This is a genomic window from Pseudoalteromonas luteoviolacea NCIMB 1942 (assembly GCF_001625595.1).
Classification (GTDB): domain Bacteria; phylum Pseudomonadota; class Gammaproteobacteria; order Enterobacterales; family Alteromonadaceae; genus Pseudoalteromonas; species Pseudoalteromonas luteoviolacea_A.
Genome location: NZ_AUXT01000157.1, coordinates 105267 through 121082 on the forward strand (window position 1 = coordinate 105267; position 15816 = coordinate 121082).

Here is a 15816-nt window from a genome sequence, read left to right on the forward strand (position 1 = left end):
CTCGCATATTACACTAAAACAAGACGCTTTGCTGTTGATATTCTGATTTTGCATAAAGAAAATATAGGCTACTGTGCAATATTTGATACATTATCACATAAACTTTAAGCAAGATGATAAGTGTGTAAGAGACAGTAGTTTTAGATTATTCAACAAAGTTACAGTGTTAGGCTGCTCGCATATGTGTTCAGCTAAGGTATAATGGCTGCGTTAACAAGGTGACTATTATTATGCTTGATTCTTCATTTGGGTCTTGGGCTCGAATTCTTTCCAATTTGGTTCGTAAATACGGAGAACGTAAAGCCGGTGCAATTGCATATGCATTGGTACTTATCGCTTCACTCGTTTTATCCTGTATGTTTTTCTACGTTGCATTGGGCTCTGTGAGCTTAGTGAATGTGTTATCGGTTGTGGTGTTCGCGGCATTGACATCGCCGTTACTGATATCCGTTGCAGTTTTTGCAATTCGTCAATTGGAAAGCTCGAAAGAATATTTAGAGTCTGCGACTCAACAAGAAAAACTGTTAAACCAGACCCTAAAAGATAATATCAATCGTCTAAATAACGAAATAGATGAAAGAAAAATGGCATTGCATGCCAAGCATCGAGCTATTGCTGAACTACGTAATGAGATCACCGAACGTCGCAAAGCTGAACAGGAACTCGCCCAACAGAGCATGTTATTGCGTTCGATTGTAGACTCTTCGCCAGATTTATTTTATTACCGTGATGAACATGGCGTGTTTGCAGGCTGTAACAAGAAGTTTGAACAAGTAATAGGCATTGAGAGTGCTGGGCTCATCGGTAAAACCGCCGATGAAATTTTTGCTGAACATTTGGTACCAAAAGTGTTGGAAACGGATGAGCAGGTAAGCGCAACGCAGCAAACTATCTCACTCGATGTTGAGTACCCTGTGAAAGACGAAAATCGATGGTTTGAAATGCGAAAGCTGCCCTTCATTAATAATGAAGGGGAATACATTGGTTTATTGGCATTTGGCCGTGACATTACCAGCCGCAAAGAGGCTGAGCAGGCGCTTGAAACAGCCTATAAGGACAAGGGGAAATTTATTGCCACGTTGAGCCATGAATTGCGCACGCCCTTAAATGGTATTGTTGGTCTCACTCGAATGTTACTTGATACAGAGTTGACACAGCAGCAAAAAAGTTGGTGTAACACTGTATTTTCAAGTGCGGAGACGCTAGGCAATATATTCAATGACATCATAGATCTCGATAAAATTGATAGAGAACAGCTGGATATTGCTACAGACAGCATTAATGTATCTGACTTTATCAATGATGTTGTTAACTTCTCAGACTTAATTGCCGGACAAAAAGGGCTAGAGTTTAAAATAAAACGCACAGGTGTATTAGATATATACGCTCTGCTAGATCCAACTAGGTTGCGTCAGGTGCTTTGGAACCTGATAAACAATGCCGTGAAGTTTACACATAGGGGTAACGTAACTTTAGACTGTCGCCGTGAAAACAGAGAAGACGGCCCTTGGTTGACAATGAGTATTATCGATACTGGAGTTGGGATCTCCGCTGAACAGCAAGATAAAATCTTTGATATGTATTACAAAGCACCGGACGCCGAGGGTAATAATGCGATAGGTTCTGGTATTGGACTCGCGGTGACTAAAGCGCTTGTCCAGGCCATGAAAGGAAGTATTGAAGTCAAAAGTGAAGTAGGCCAAGGCAGTCGTTTTGATGTGGAAATCCCCTTAGAGTTATGCAGTGCACCGAATCAGCAAAGTTATGCTGGCCGTGGGCTTTATATTCTCTTGGTTGAAGATGTGCCATTGAATGCTGAGATTGCCACTAATTTGCTTGAACAACGAGGTCATGAAGTTATTTGGGCTGAAACTGGAGAAGACGCCTTGTCATTAGTGCAAACTGAAGATGACCTTGATTTGATTTTGTTGGATATGCAACTGCCTGATCTCAATGGTGATGAAGTCGCTAGACAAATAAGGGATGACAGCCACTTCGATGCACTGCCAATTGTTGCGCTTACTGCAAACGTACGAAGTGCTGAGCAGGAGCTACAAGGTATAAGTATCCAAGGTGCGCTTGCAAAGCCGATCAACACAACGAAGTTAGATAAAATGTTGGCTGAATTGTTTGGCATTGACAATGCCAAAGAGGAAGTGGGAGCGTGCAGTAACGATACCATCGAAGTACTAGAAATCGAGCGAGCTTTACTAGACATAGAAACGATTACCGATTTTGTATCTTCAATGGGGGTCAGCACCTTTAAAAGAAGCTGTGAATTGTTCGGTAAACTAAACCCAACGTATTGTGATGAGCTAAAAGCTGCTAACAGCGAAGATGATGAACAAGAGTATGGTTCGGTTGCGCATAAGTTAAAGGGGGCTGCTGGCTCTGTAGGCCTAAAGCTGGTGCAGCAACATGCTAAGGTAATGGAAACTCAATCTGCTGAATCGAATAGAGAAGAACGTGAAGTGTGGATAGTTGAGCTAGAAGAATTAATAAGAGAAGGGCAAGAAGCCCTTCACTCATTAATTGCAAAACTCGCTGAAAACTCGTAGCGAAAGATTACTGCTGAGTGTTATCGATTTTGCCAATGAAACGGTAACCTTCACCATGAATTGTGCTGATAAGCTCTGGTGTATTACTGTCAGTTTCAAAATGCTTACGAATACGGCGAATCGTAACATCTACCGTACGGTCGTTAGCGCGCAGCTCACGTCCAGTCATATGTTTAATAAGCTGCTCACGGCTAAAGATACGACCTGGAGAGTCTAGCATTAGGCGCAGTGCTCTGTACTCACCTTTCGGTAAGCGCTTTGATTCACCTGTTGGAGATGTCAAACAGCGTCTGTTTTCATCTAGCTCCCAACCATTAAATGTGATTACACCGTTGCTGTCGATAGTCGACTCTTCAGGTGTAGAACCGGTACGTGAAATAAGGTTACGTACACGGATAGTCAGCTCACGAGGGTTGAATGGTTTAGTGACGTAGTCATCTGCACCGATTTCTAATCCCAAAATTCTATCGACATCGTTGTCACGACCCGTTAAGAAAATTAGGCCGACATTTTTTTTCTGGCGTAACTCACGAGCCAAAATTAAGCCGTTTCTACCTGGTAGGTTTATATCCATGATTACACAGTTGACATCGTCATTTACTGTCAATTTTTCATGCATATCATCGCCATCAATGGCTTCAATTACCTTGTGACCTTCGGCTTCAAATAAACTAACGAGGTTCAGTCGAGTTACGTCTTCATCCTCAACAATTAGAATGACTGGCGTTTGCATTATTAATTAACCTTTTCGGAATGTTTTATTTACAAAAACTTCGGTGTTATATAATAAAACCGAATGTTAACGATTATAGGAGTATATTCAATTGTTAACAAGTAAAATCAGTCAGGATAGAACTTAGAAACAGCGAGCAGTCGAGAGAGCACTTTGAAATTATGTTGTGCAACTTCTTGTCTGTTAATATATAACCGAATTTTACTCCCTTCTTGAACCAAGGAAGCAATCCCACCCCCTTCCAAAAATTCGATACTTTCACCCACAGTTACCATGTTTAAAGCAATTGTATCGGTCCAAGCAGATAGTATATCATCTTCCTTTGTTTCATCAATGTATGTGATATCACAGCGCTTAGAAAGTTCCCTAAATGGGTCGGAAATATCAATTTTTATTATTTCGATAGGCTTACCGCGTATTTTTAACTTGTTATTTCTATTTAGGATTGCGCCGGGTCCATGATTTAAATCATAAAAGCAAAAACGAGTCGTTTTTTTATTTTTTTGTTCCGGAAAATCGATCAATTTTGCCATTTGATATAAAAAAGCTGAGCGTATTTCATGAGTAGACTTTGCGTCAACTTTTAAACTACAAAAAATAAAAATAAATGCAGCTATTAGGTACATTATTTTCATTAAATTACCCCTTTTAGAGGCAGGACTATAATGAATTTTGTTCCTGTTTTATTTTCTTCGGAAAGGGTAATCGATCCTCCAAGCGCTTGAGTAATTAAGTTGTAAACTAAGTGCATACCCAAACCACTACCGCCTTCGCCTCGCTTAGTTGTCACAAAAGGGTCAAATATCCGTTTTTTAATGGCCGTGGAAACGCCCACACCATTATCCATGTAAATAACCTCAAGCGATTGGTTTCGTAGCTCTACAGTGACGGAAATTTGGTTATCCTTTAAATCCAAGAAACCATGTATTAGCGAGTTGGATAAAAGTTGTTCAAAGACTTGCTGCAATAATCCTGCTTTGGTTCTAATCGTGAGTTGCTCTGAGCATGTTAACTGCCATGTGACATTTTTTAGGTCTATTTCAGCGCGCATACTGCTGACAATCGCACTGAATAACTTGTTAATGTTAACTTCAGAGCTCACTTCTATATCTTGGCTTACAGCGACTTTCTTGAAGCTTGAAATCAATTCAGCGGCACGGTTTAAATTACGATAGATAAGATCTAGGTTCTCAATACCGTCGTGAATAAATCGCTCAAGCTGCTTTGAAGTAAGCGTCTTTTGTTCAAATGCAGCATTAATATCTGCTAGTTTGTCTCTCAATAGGGTTGAACCGGTTACGCCAAGCCCAATAGGTGTATTTACTTCATGTGCAACACCTGCAACCATCTGACCCAGTGATGCCATCTTTTCATTTTCGACAATTTGATTCTGGTATTGATGCATACGCTCAAGCGTATTTAGCAGTTCTTGGTTTGCTTCTCTTAGCGCAATGGTGCGTTGGTTCACCTTTTCTTCAAGGTTTTGGTTGAGCTGTTTAATTTCCAGTTTGTCGGCTTGGTGCCGAGCGAGCTGATTTTGGGTCCGTGCGAGCATAATATTGAGATTGTTAGCCAACATATTGACTTCTTCAATATCACTTTTAGTGGCCCGTGCGGAGTAGTTGTGGTTTTTTGATACGTCTTGTAATAACAACGATAGTGAATCAATAGGGTTAGCAATGCGTTTTTGAATTGCGCGAGCGACCAATAAAACGAGCAACAGTACAAATAGTGTTAGCGCAATGTCGACGAGGATCTTTTGATTAATGTACTGCGATAAACGCTCCAATCCTCCACGCACATAAACATAGCCTTCTATTTTACCCTCATACTCAACAGGGATGATGAGCTCTACGTAATCGGCTGATATCTTGGGCGCTTTGAGCGACTCTATGTCGTTCACTTTCAATGGTACAGGAGGGGTTTTGCTCGCGTTGTAACTGGTGAAGAAAACCGGCTTATTGGTGACATCATCAATAGCATAGATATGAATGTTTTTAACTAGGTCGACCTTGTTAAACGACTTTAAGCGTTTTTCTTCGGTTTTTCTATCATCAAAAATGAGTGTTATCTGAGCATTAAACGCAATTATTTCAGCAATCATTTCTAGCTTATTTACGATGAGCTTTTTTTGCTCTTTCACATCTAAGTAAGTGGAAATAGAAATGGATAGAGAGAGCGACAGTGCGGTCACTAGCATAACAGCACTGATTAGAACCTTTCTTATACTTGTTTTTGTTGCGTGTTTTCCCATTGTGAGCTCATAGTTGGACCTCTTAACAGCTGATCTTAGTTTAGCAGCTTAGTTAAGTAAGTTAACAAAAAAGCGGACAATAACGTAGAACAAGTTAATGGCCTGGTTCTTTAGTACTACTTTGATGTATGTCAGAGCTCATTTTTTCATGTTTTTTCTGCACGGTACATTGCGAACTTAGTATTCTTAATTACCGTACTGCAAGTGTCAAAATGTTGCTCAATAATTGGAGGGTACTTTAAAAAGCTGTTGGCAACGATTTGAAGACTGGCTCGTTTATTCATTATATGCTTGGCATTTTTTATAAATGCCTCTGAGATACTGTAATCGGTGCTCAAGCCGGTATGAAATGGTGGGTTACTAACAATCGCATCATATTTTTCAGTGACCTCAGATAGACCGTTGCTTAAAATAAATGTGCCGGTATGGCCATTTAATTTTAAGGTTTGCTCAGAGGCATATAGTGCTAGCGCACTGACATCGAGACAATGCATTGAGAGGCTTGGTTGCCTATTAAGTAAAAACGTAGCGATGATACCTGCACCACAACCAAAGTCCAAGGTTTGCCCCTTTTTCGGCAACTCAATGTTGTTAAGAAGCAGTTCGGTACCAATATCGAGTTTTCCGTGATTAAACACACCGGGGACGCTTACAGCGTTAAATTGTTGCTCTGCGGCCTTAACGCTAAACTGCTGATGATAGTTTGTAATATCAAATTGGCGTTCAGGAGCCAATTTATTAAACTCATACAAGATACAATGTTTAGCACTATCTAGTTTAAAGCTTGCCTCAGCATAAGCTTTGAGTTGTTTTTCTACCGACTTTACACCACCTTTATTTTCGCCAACTACCAATAAGCGAGTATCGGTTGACGCAATAGCGCGAATGTTTGATAGCATCATTAGCGCTTCTGGCTTAGATTTTGGGTAGTAATACACAATTAAATCTAGTTGCTCTAATTCAGGTAAACTGTGGCCTACAAAGCTAGATACTGAATTTAGCTTTTGTGCAGCTTGGTGGTCGGCAAAGTTATAGCTAAAAGCGTTTATTTTTGCGTCTGGGGTGATTTCGACCAGTTGAGATAAAAAACCATCATCACCGTGATTTATCACAAGTATATTCTTGCCTGTAAGTTCTTCTTCGTTACGGAGTAGAAGAAGGCTAGGGTTTGATAGTTTTTGCATAGTGGATCTCGAAATTATGAACTGGCCTGAATAAGTTCTTGGTTTAAAGGTTAATGTTTGGGGCCACCTAGGCCCCAAAAAATGTAATTAAGCATTACGCTCAAACATTAGATCCCAAACGCCATGTCCTAGTCTGTGACCTCTTTGCTCGAACTTGGTTAGCGGTCGGAATTCTGGTCTAGGCACGTAGTCATTCGTTTTTGACTGATTAGAATAGCCTTCAGCTTGCTGCATTACTTCTAGCATATGTTCAGCGTAATTTTCCCAGTCAGTTGCCATATGGAATACACCGCCGATTTTCAGCTTGGCGCGAATTTTTTGTGCAAACTCTGATTGTACGATACGACGTTTGTGATGGCGTTTTTTGTGCCAAGGATCAGGGAAAAATAGTTGCAATTTACTTAAGCTACCATCAGCAATACAGTCGGCTAATACTTCAACTGCGTCGTGCTCGAACACACGAAGGTTTGTTATACCTTGTTCATCAACTTCCATTAAACAGGCGCCGACTCCAGGTCGATGGACTTCAATACCTATAAAGTTTTGCTGTGGGTTGTTTTTAGCCATTTCAACAAGTGATTTACCCATGCCAAAGCCAATTTCTACAACTACGTCATTGTCGTTGCCGAATACTTCATTGAAGTTGAGTAAGCCTTGGCTATGTTCAAGTCCAAGTGTTGGCCAGCACTTTTCAAGAGCCGCTGCTTGACCTTTAGTTAAGCGACCTTCACGTTTTACAAAGCTGCGCACTTTACGGATATATTTACCATCTTGCTCAGCCTGCTCTAGGGCTTGTTTACTCGATTCGTTCATTGTCATCATCTGCGGTGTAAAAATTGGGCGCATATTATCCCTGTTCGCGCCGATAAGTACAAGAGCTTGACGTTTTTAAAAAGCTTCTTACACTGGCGGCTTGAAGCAAGAAGATTGAGTATGAAGATGTCTGTTGACCGTCAAGATGCAAATTGGTTTGCAACGCAAGTTGTAGATTGGTACCACGTCCATGGGAGAAAAACGCTTCCATGGCAGATAGATAAAACGCCGTACAAAGTGTGGATTTCTGAAGTTATGCTTCAGCAAACGCAAGTGGTGACAGTGATACCTTATTTTGAGCGTTTTATGTCACGCTTCCCAACCGTTATTGACTTAGCCAATGCTGATGAAGATGAGGTACTCCACCATTGGACTGGGCTTGGTTACTACGCTAGGGCGAGAAACCTGCATAAAGCGGCTAAGCTGATTCGTGATAAGTACGCCGGAGCGTTTCCTGAAACTTTTGAAGAAGTCGTAGATCTTCCAGGGGTAGGGCGTTCAACAGCTGGCGCGATTCTATCGTTAGCACTTGGTCAGCATCATGCAATATTAGATGGCAACGTTAAACGTGTTTTGGCGCGGTTTTTCATGGTTGAAGGCTGGTATGGGGTTAAAAAAGTCGAGAATTACTTATGGGAACTAACCAATGCGGTGACCCCTTCTGGTAATGTTCGTGAGTTTAATCAAGCGATGATGGATTTGGGCGCTAGCCTTTGTTCGAGGTCGAAGTTTCAATGTGAGCTCTGTCCGTTAGTACAAAAATGCCTTGCTCATAAAAATAATTTAGTGAAATCTTTCCCAAATCCAAAACCGAAAAAAGAAAAGCCCAAAAAAAGCGCATATCACTTGATGATAAAAACAAATGATAAGGTTTTGATGGAAAAGCGTCCAAGTACTGGCATTTGGGGGGGGCTATTTGGTTTTTTCGAGTTTACTGAGCTAGCTGATTTAGAAGCATTCTTAGTTCAGCAAGGGCTGCCAACAAAAGTCCGAACGCTAGACTCATTTGTTCATATATTCACGCATTTTGAATTAACAATTCATCCAGTATGTTTGGACTTGACTGAGATTCCAGATTGCGTGCATGACAATCAACTACTTTGGTATGACGTTAATGAACCACCCGAAGTTGGATTGGCCGCACCAACGAAAAAGTTAGTTAAAGTATTAAGAGCGATAGGGTAAACTTGCCCTAATAAACAGACAGAATATAGGTGATAAAATGGCACGTACGGTTTTTTGTCAAAAGCTAAACAAAGAAGCGCCAGGATTAGACTTTCAGCTTTACCCGGGTGAAGTGGGCGAGCGCATATTCAATAATATTTCAAAAGAAGCTTGGCAGCAGTGGCAGCATAAGCAAACAATGCTAATCAATGAAAAACATTTAAATATGATGGATCCAGATCATAGGCAGCTGCTTGAAGAGCAGATGGTCGGCTTTTTATTTGAAAATAAAGAAGTTGAGATTGAAGGCTACAGACCGCCAGAGAAATAAAAAAAAGCTGCCTCGGCAGCTTTTTTTGTTTTTATTAATACTCTCTGTCCACGGATAGCTTTGCTAATGCAATAAGCGCTGTTTTGAATTCTGACTCTGCGAGGCACTCTAGCTGAGCGATTGCTTTGTCTGATTCTTGCTGTGCTTTTTCCATGGTTTGCTTAAGTGCTTGAGTTTCATTTAAAGTTACTAAAATATCAGCTAAGTGGTCGATACCATTTCCTGATTCAATGGCTGCTCTGATCTGACTCACTTGTTGTTCTGTACCCGATTTCATCGCGTAGATTAGCGGGAGTGTTGGTTTCCCTTCTGCCAAGTCGTCACCAATATTTTTACCTAGTAACTCAGCATTTGCGCTGTAATCAAGCACATCATCAACTAATTGGAAAGCAGTACCTAAATGCATGCCATATAGCTTCAAGGCTTCTTTGATATGTTCTGGCTGATTTGAAACAACCGCAGGTAGCAACGTAGTGGCTTCAAACAACTTGGCCGTTTTACTATATATCACCTGCATATAGCTTTCTTCTGTGGTGTCTGGGTCATTGCAATTCATTAATTGCAATACTTCACCTTCAGCAATGATATTAGTTGCATCAGCAAGTATTTGCATGACCTCCATATTGTTGAGGCCAACCATAAGCTGAAATGAGCGGGTGTATATAAAATCACCAACCAGAACGCTGGCTGCATTACCAAATTCTGCGTTTGCGGTAGGCTCACCACGTCTTAAATTAGACTCATCAACTACGTCGTCGTGCAGTAATGTTGCTGTGTGAATAAACTCAATGATAGTAGCCAAAGTGATGTGCTTATTTTGTTGCTCTGCTTCCAGTGCTTTAGCAGCAAGTAAGGTCAACATTGGTCGAACACGCTTGCCACCACTGTTAACAATGTAAAGACCCAATTGGTTTACTAACGCAACATCAGATTGCATTTGCTCAAAAATAAGTTGATTCACAGAGAGCATATCCTGCTCAATCAATGATTGGATAGCCTTAATATCCATAGTATACCGTGCTAAAGCCTCAATTAGAGATAAACGCCGCAGATTGTACATTAAAATTCTGGCTTACTCGAATTTTATACGTACGGGAGTTGAAAAAAGTCGCTTTTCGATTGTTTAGTAGACTAAGTTGAGCGAGTGCTTGATAAAAAAAGATTTTGTCAATACCCTCATTAAGTTAGTTTTATGAACAAAAAATAGTTTGGTAAAACGAACTTTTTAGCTAGAATGGGCAAAAATGAATTAATGCTCTCAAACAAGCCAATTTTTATTCATTATTTTGCCTTTAGGGTATTGCGTGTATTGCGACATTAGCGTAAACTTCGCGCCCTATTGAAGAATATTAAGTTGCGTCGATTTGAGGGCGCACAACGGAGTTAAGTTATGTACGCGGTTTTCCAAAGTGGTGGTAAACAGCACCGTGTGACTGAAGGTCAAACAATTCGTCTAGAGAAATTAGACGTTGAGACTGGTGCATCAATTGAATTTGATTCAGTACTTCTAGTTGCAGATGGTGAAAAGATCGAGATCGGTGCACCATTCGTAAATGGCGGTAAAGTGACTGCTGAGGTTGTTTCTCACGGTCGTGGCGAGAAAATTAAGATCGTTAAGTTCAGACGTCGTAAGCATTCTCGTAAGCAGATGGGCCACCGTCAGTGGTTCACTGAAGTTAAAATCACTGGCATTAGCGCTTAATTTTTAGAGGTACAGAAAGATGGCACATAAGAAGGCAGCTGGTAGTACTCGTAACGGTCGTGATTCAGAAAGTAAACGCCTAGGTGTTAAGCGTTTCGGTGGTGAATCAGTATTAGCGGGTAACATCCTTGTTCGTCAACGTGGTACTAAGTTCCACGCAGGTACTAACGCAGGTATCGGTAAAGACCACACTATCTTTGCAAAAGCAGATGGTAAAGTTGTTTTTGAAACAAAAGGTCCTTTAAACCGCAAATACGTTAGCATCGTAGCTGAGTAATCGGTTAAGAATCTAAAAACCCCGCTTAGGCGGGGTTTTTTGTTTTTATAGCAACATAATATTGATCAGCAGCTAAGCGTATATTGCTATAATAGCTGTTGCTGTTCCAATCCAGTAAGAGAGTAACCATGAAGTTTGTCGATGAAGTAGAGATCCGAGCTGAAGCCGGAGATGGAGGAAGCGGTGTTGTTTCATTCCGTCGAGAGAAATTTGTCCCAGATGGTGGTCCAGATGGTGGAGACGGTGGCGACGGCGGTAGCGTATTTCTAGAAGCGGACGAAAACTTAAATACTCTGATTGACTATCAATTTGAACGCTTTCACCGAGCTGAGCGTGGTACTAATGGGCAGAGCAGAAACTGTACCGGTAAAAAAGGTACAGATTTGGTTCTTAAAGTGCCAGTGGGTACCCGTGTTACTGATGTTGATACACAAGAAAGCCTTGGTGATTTAACTCGCCATGGACAGAAGCTGTTGGTCGCTAAAGGCGGCTATCACGGGTTAGGTAATACGCGTTTCAAGTCGAGCACAAACCGAGCACCGAGACAGAAAACATTAGGTACGCCAGGTGAAGTGCGAAATCTTAAGTTAGAGCTCATGTTGTTGGCAGACGTTGGGTTACTTGGTCTACCAAATGCAGGAAAATCAACATTTATCCGTAGTGTGTCGGCAGCTAAACCTAAAGTAGCAGATTATCCGTTTACAACTTTGGTACCAAACCTTGGTGTTGTTAGACCAGAGGCAAATAAGTCTTTCGTTATTGCTGATATTCCGGGCCTTATTGAAGGGGCATCTGATGGCGCAGGCTTAGGTATTCGCTTTTTAAAACATTTAGAGCGATGCCGCGTGCTATTACATGTCGTTGATGTTATGCCAATCGATGGCACGGATCCGGTAGACAATGCATTTGCAATTATCAATGAGCTACATCAATACAGTCCAAAGCTAGCAGAAAAGCCACGTTGGTTAGTACTTAATAAAATTGATCTACTGGCGGAAGACGAGCTTGAGGAAGTGTGTGAGCGTATTGCTCAAGAGCTTGATGCAACAGAAGTTTATCATATTTCGGCAGCGAATAAATTCAATACACAGCAGCTATGCTACGATATTCAAGGCTTGTTAGATACCTTACCAAGAGACAAGTTTGAAGAAGAGCAGCAAGAAGATGTTGAGTTTAAATGGGATACATATCATCGTCAGGCTACCCAAGACAGTCAAGATGACTGGGATGATTGGGATGAAGATGATTATGACGTAGAGGTAATCTACGAACGCTAATAAGGGGCCAATAGGCCCTTTTTTAATACAATATTATGATTGGAGTAAATTGTGGTTATATCAATGATAGCGGCTATGGCGAAGGACAGAGTGATTGGGAATGACAATAAAATGCCTTGGCACTTACCCGCTGATCTTCAGCACTTCAAGAAAGTGACAATGGGCAAACCGGTTATTATGGGCCGAAAGACATTTGAATCAATTGGTCGTCCATTGCCTGGCAGAAGAAATATTGTAATTACCAGAAATGCCCAGTATCAAGCTCAAGGTATTGAAATCGCATCATCGACTGAAGCTGCCTTAGCATTGGTAGATAAAATAGACGAAGTAATGGTGATAGGTGGTGGAAATATTTACGAACAGTTTCTACCCTTATGTAATAGGCTTTACCTTACTTACATCGAGCTAGATGTGGGTGGTGATACTAGGTTCCCAGACTACACTGTAGTGGGTGACTGGACTGAAGTTGAGAGTGAGTCTCATGAGCCTGATGAACGTAATCGGTATAATTATAAGTTCGTAACTTTGAATAAAGGATTATGACTTTGTTGCTAACAATTGTATGGGTTGCTACAATAGTGTTTGTCCTTATGTAATAAAAAAGTGCTAGGTGAATTGGCAATGAAATTTGTACCTGTTTTGTTAAGTGTTAGTATGGGATTAGGCGCGTTTTCTTTAAGTTTTGAAACTAAAGCAAACGATCAGCTTGCAGTAACTTTATGTGAGTACATCGCTGTAGATGATAAAGGGCGTGTTCGTAAAGCGCTTAAGAGCTCACGTGTTAAGATTCGTAATGTTTTTGGTGCGATTGAATGTAACGGAAACAACATGCTACGCCACGCAATTGCAAGTAATGCAGTTGAGACGGGTAAGCTTATTGTTAAAGGCCTTCCTAAAAGTGCACTAGCTGATGGCGCAGACATCACTTGGGCTGAAAGTAACGGCCACGGTGGTTCACCTTTAATTGCAGAGATTAAAAAGCGCGCAGGTTTATAAAATCTGGCACTTTGAGAAAAGCTCCCTCGTGGAGCTTTTTAAGTTTAGGACCTTTGAATTTAATTTTTGAACGCTCGAGATGAAAGCGAATACATAATTACATTGCAAGACTGCGACAGAAAATGAAAATATGCCCACCTGACGTCCCTCTTTAATCTGACATAAATCAACTTTATAACAGCGTAATGACAATTTTCTTAATTTACCCCTTGAGAATTGGATTAGTTGCTCCAATACTTATCTATAGGGTAAATAAAAAAGGAAGATCCTATGAAGATTAATCTTTCTGGTCACCACGTTGACATGACGGATGCAGTAAAACAACACGTGTATGAAAAGTTCGCTAAGATTGCTAATCACTTTCCATCATTGTTATCACTAGATATCATCATCAGCAAAGAGCATAAAAAGTTTTATACGGAAATAAGTACAAATTATGCGGGTTCAAGAATCTCGGTAAAAGGTGACAATGATGTCATGTACCCCGCAATCGCAAGCGCTGCGAAAAAATTAGATGCATCATTAAAACATAGAAAAGGCCAGTTAAAGGCCAACAAACACGAAAAACCAGTCAGCACTACACCGCCAATAGCGCATGAAATAATTCAAGAAATGAATTTAAATTAATCTAGAAAGGGGTCTACAATGACCCCTTTATTATTAGTTGTGTTCATCCTAATGCGTCGATAATGTTATTTATTTAAATACAGTCACTTGTAAGATAAAATCACGCATTAGACTTCTTAGACGATTGAAATTCAATAGCGAACATATATGAAAGCAGTGATACCTGTTGCGGGTTTGGGAACCCGTATGTTGCCGGCAACTAAGGCAATACCAAAAGAAATGCTACCAATTGTAGATAAACCGCTTATTCAGTACATTGTTAAAGAGTGTGTATCTGCTGGTCTAAAGGAAATAGTACTGGTGACGCATTCTTCCAAAAATGCTATCGCCAACCACTTCGATACAAGCTTTGAGTTAGAAGCGACATTAGAGAAGCGCGTAAAAAGAACTCTATTAGATGAGATCAGAGGCATTTGCCCTGAAGACGTTACAGTTATGCATGTTCGTCAGGGGGAGGCTAAGGGGCTTGGGCATGCTGTATTATGTGCTAAACCGATTGTAGGTGATGATGATTTCGTTGTTGTACTGCCTGATGTGATCCTTGATGAATATAGTGCTGATCAATCTTCTGAAAACTTAGCTGCAATGGTCAAAAGATTCCAAGAGAATCGCTGTAGCCAAATTATGCTTGAACCAGTCCCTAAAGAAGATGTGAGCAAGTATGGCATTGCAGATATCAACGGTGTAAAGCTTTCTCCAGGTCAAAGTACACCAATTACATCAATGGTTGAAAAGCCAAAGCAATCAGAAGCGCCTTCCAATCTTGCTGTTGTTGGTCGCTATGTACTCTCTAGAAAGATTTGGTCTCTTCTCAAGAAAACCCCTGTAGGTGCTGGCGGTGAAATACAGCTTACAGACGCCATTGATATGCTGATGGAAAACGAAACGGTGGAAGCTTTTCATATGAGTGGCTTAGCCCATGATTGCGGTGACAAGATGGGATATTTAAAAGCCATCGTACAATATGCAATGAAAGATGCGGCGTTAGGCCCTGAGTTTGCCGATTACGTTAAATCTTTATAACAACCTTCTAATTGGGCTGTTGTCTGAAAGCTGCAGCCTTATTTTACAGATGTAATGCTAGCCTTTTGATGCCTGATATTACTTCTAGTGGCGCTTTAGAAATCGTTGCCAACTTATCTTCGTGTTGATTACGCGTAAAGGCTTAACGACTTTTTGTAGGGTGTCAGAGGCTGGTTTATTGATTATTTGGCCTTCTTCCTTTAAACCAAGTAAATAGCTCATAGCCGAGCGCTGGCCTGATTGAATGGCTGAGATATAAATTTGCTGTTCAAAGTTGAGCCTCAAACTACTTATGGCGGTTTTCAAACCTTGTTGGTCGATATTTGGCAGACCACAACGTTGTAAATAGCCCAAACGCTTGCCTTCCCCCGAAAACCAAATTCTGACTTTTTCGCTATATCTCCCTGACTTTGATGGGAGATCATAAAGTAGCCGATCATGTTCCAGTTGTTTTACATGTTGAATATAGTCTTCTAGCCCTGCATGCCACAATGCTGGGTGGATCGGCACTAAACGAGGTTGAATTTTACCGTGAGTGGTAAATCGAAAAGTATGAATAGAGTCTATCTTTTCAATGTCACACAGCGTTAGGTTTCCCAGTTCATCACTGTAAGCACCAGTATAATAAGCTAATAACGGCAGCCAAAAATGCCAATGTTTAGGTTGCTCTCGTTTTAGTTTCTCATCGCCGTAAATGTAGCCATTGAATAAACTATATAGCTCCATATGAGTGAAGGCGCGTCTACCAAACTGAGATTTCATGGACAAGTGATATAAATTTCAAAGAATTAATAGACTAGTTTATAAGTTTTAAAGGGATTGATAAAGCATTGTTATCATAATTTATTATCAGTTCTATGTAGTAGCTCGTTACTAC

At 40.7% G+C, this 15816-nt stretch carries 17 protein-coding genes; 10 read left to right on the forward strand and 7 right to left on the reverse strand.

All coding sequences use genetic code 11. The features are described 5' to 3' along the window. Positions 1-230: 230 nt before the first annotated feature. On the forward strand, positions 231-2558 hold the full coding sequence (gene arcB / locus N482_RS11420; protein ID WP_063377163.1) for an aerobic respiration two-component sensor histidine kinase ArcB: 2328 nt from the start codon (positions 231-233) through the stop codon (positions 2556-2558). Positions 2559-2565: 7 nt separating this feature from the next. Here arcB and arcA read toward each other — a convergent pair whose 3' ends face one another. From arcA to trmB, 5 genes are all read right to left on the reverse strand, one after another. Continuing rightward, positions 2566-3291, reverse strand: a complete 726-nt coding sequence (arcA, locus tag N482_RS11425; protein WP_063377164.1) for a two-component system response regulator ArcA — start codon at positions 3289-3291, stop codon at positions 2566-2568. 107 nt (positions 3292-3398) lie between these two features. Next, positions 3399-3926, reverse strand: coding sequence for a YfiR family protein (locus tag N482_RS11430; protein ID WP_063377165.1), 528 nt, complete (start codon positions 3924-3926; stop codon positions 3399-3401). Then, on the reverse strand, positions 3926-5545 hold the full coding sequence (locus N482_RS11435) for a sensor histidine kinase (protein WP_063377166.1): 1620 nt from the start codon (positions 5543-5545) through the stop codon (positions 3926-3928). The genes N482_RS11430 and N482_RS11435 overlap by 1 nt, the downstream gene beginning before the upstream one ends. 146 nt (positions 5546-5691) lie before the next feature. Next, positions 5692-6729, reverse strand: a complete 1038-nt coding sequence (locus N482_RS11440; RefSeq protein WP_063377167.1) for a methyltransferase — start codon at positions 6727-6729, stop codon at positions 5692-5694. Between the two features lie 87 nt (positions 6730-6816). After that, positions 6817-7542 (reverse strand): tRNA (guanosine(46)-N7)-methyltransferase TrmB, encoded by a 726-nt coding sequence (trmB, locus tag N482_RS11445; RefSeq protein ID WP_063377196.1) that lies wholly within the window; start codon positions 7540-7542, stop codon positions 6817-6819. A 126-nt stretch (positions 7543-7668) separates the two neighbouring features. Here trmB and mutY point away from each other — a divergent pair, with 126 nt between their 5' ends. Beyond that, positions 7669-8727 (forward strand): A/G-specific adenine glycosylase, encoded by a 1059-nt coding sequence (gene mutY / locus N482_RS11450; RefSeq protein WP_063377168.1) that lies wholly within the window; start codon positions 7669-7671, stop codon positions 8725-8727. Positions 8728-8764: 37 nt separating this feature from the next. After that, entirely contained in the window at positions 8765-9037 is a 273-nt protein-coding gene (locus N482_RS11455) for an oxidative damage protection protein (RefSeq protein WP_046356858.1), read from the forward strand. Positions 9038-9071: 34 nt separating this feature from the next. Here the strand turns inward: N482_RS11455 and ispB are convergent, their stop codons facing one another. Further along, the gene (ispB, locus tag N482_RS11460) at positions 9072-10046 is read right to left on the reverse strand and encodes an octaprenyl diphosphate synthase (protein ID WP_063377169.1); all 975 of its coding nucleotides are present in this window, start codon (positions 10044-10046) and stop codon (positions 9072-9074) included. Between the two features lie 381 nt (positions 10047-10427). Between ispB and rplU the strand changes: the two genes are divergently transcribed. The 7 genes from rplU to galU all read left to right on the forward strand — a co-directional run bounded on the left by rplU (position 10428) and on the right by galU (position 14939). Then, on the forward strand, positions 10428-10739 hold the full coding sequence (rplU, locus tag N482_RS11465; RefSeq protein ID WP_023399739.1) for a 50S ribosomal protein L21: 312 nt from the start codon (positions 10428-10430) through the stop codon (positions 10737-10739). Positions 10740-10758: 19 nt separating this feature from the next. Then, positions 10759-11016: a 50S ribosomal protein L27 gene (gene rpmA, locus N482_RS11470; protein ID WP_063366771.1), complete on the forward strand. Its 258-nt coding sequence runs from the start codon at positions 10759-10761 to the stop codon at positions 11014-11016. Positions 11017-11144: 128 nt separating this feature from the next. After that, positions 11145-12293, forward strand: coding sequence for an Obg family GTPase CgtA (cgtA, locus tag N482_RS11475; RefSeq protein ID WP_063377170.1), 1149 nt, complete (start codon positions 11145-11147; stop codon positions 12291-12293). 51 nt (positions 12294-12344) lie between these two features. Beyond that, positions 12345-12836 (forward strand): type 3 dihydrofolate reductase, encoded by a 492-nt coding sequence (gene folA / locus N482_RS11480; RefSeq protein ID WP_063377171.1) that lies wholly within the window; start codon positions 12345-12347, stop codon positions 12834-12836. Between the two features lie 111 nt (positions 12837-12947). Then, a complete protein-coding gene (locus N482_RS11485) occupies positions 12948-13289 on the forward strand; it encodes a DUF3718 domain-containing protein (RefSeq protein ID WP_419555030.1) in 342 nt (113 codons plus the stop codon). A gap of 270 nt (positions 13290-13559) precedes the next feature. Then, positions 13560-13916, forward strand: coding sequence for a ribosome hibernation-promoting factor, HPF/YfiA family (gene hpf / locus N482_RS11490; RefSeq protein WP_063377173.1), 357 nt, complete (start codon positions 13560-13562; stop codon positions 13914-13916). A gap of 147 nt (positions 13917-14063) precedes the next feature. After that, the gene (gene galU, locus N482_RS11495; protein ID WP_063377174.1) at positions 14064-14939 is read left to right on the forward strand and encodes a UTP--glucose-1-phosphate uridylyltransferase GalU; all 876 of its coding nucleotides are present in this window, start codon (positions 14064-14066) and stop codon (positions 14937-14939) included. 84 nt (positions 14940-15023) lie between these two features. Here the strand turns inward: galU and N482_RS11500 are convergent, their stop codons facing one another. Continuing rightward, positions 15024-15701: a hypothetical protein gene (locus N482_RS11500; protein ID WP_063377175.1), complete on the reverse strand. Its 678-nt coding sequence runs from the start codon at positions 15699-15701 to the stop codon at positions 15024-15026. Positions 15702-15816: the final 115 nt, after the last annotated feature.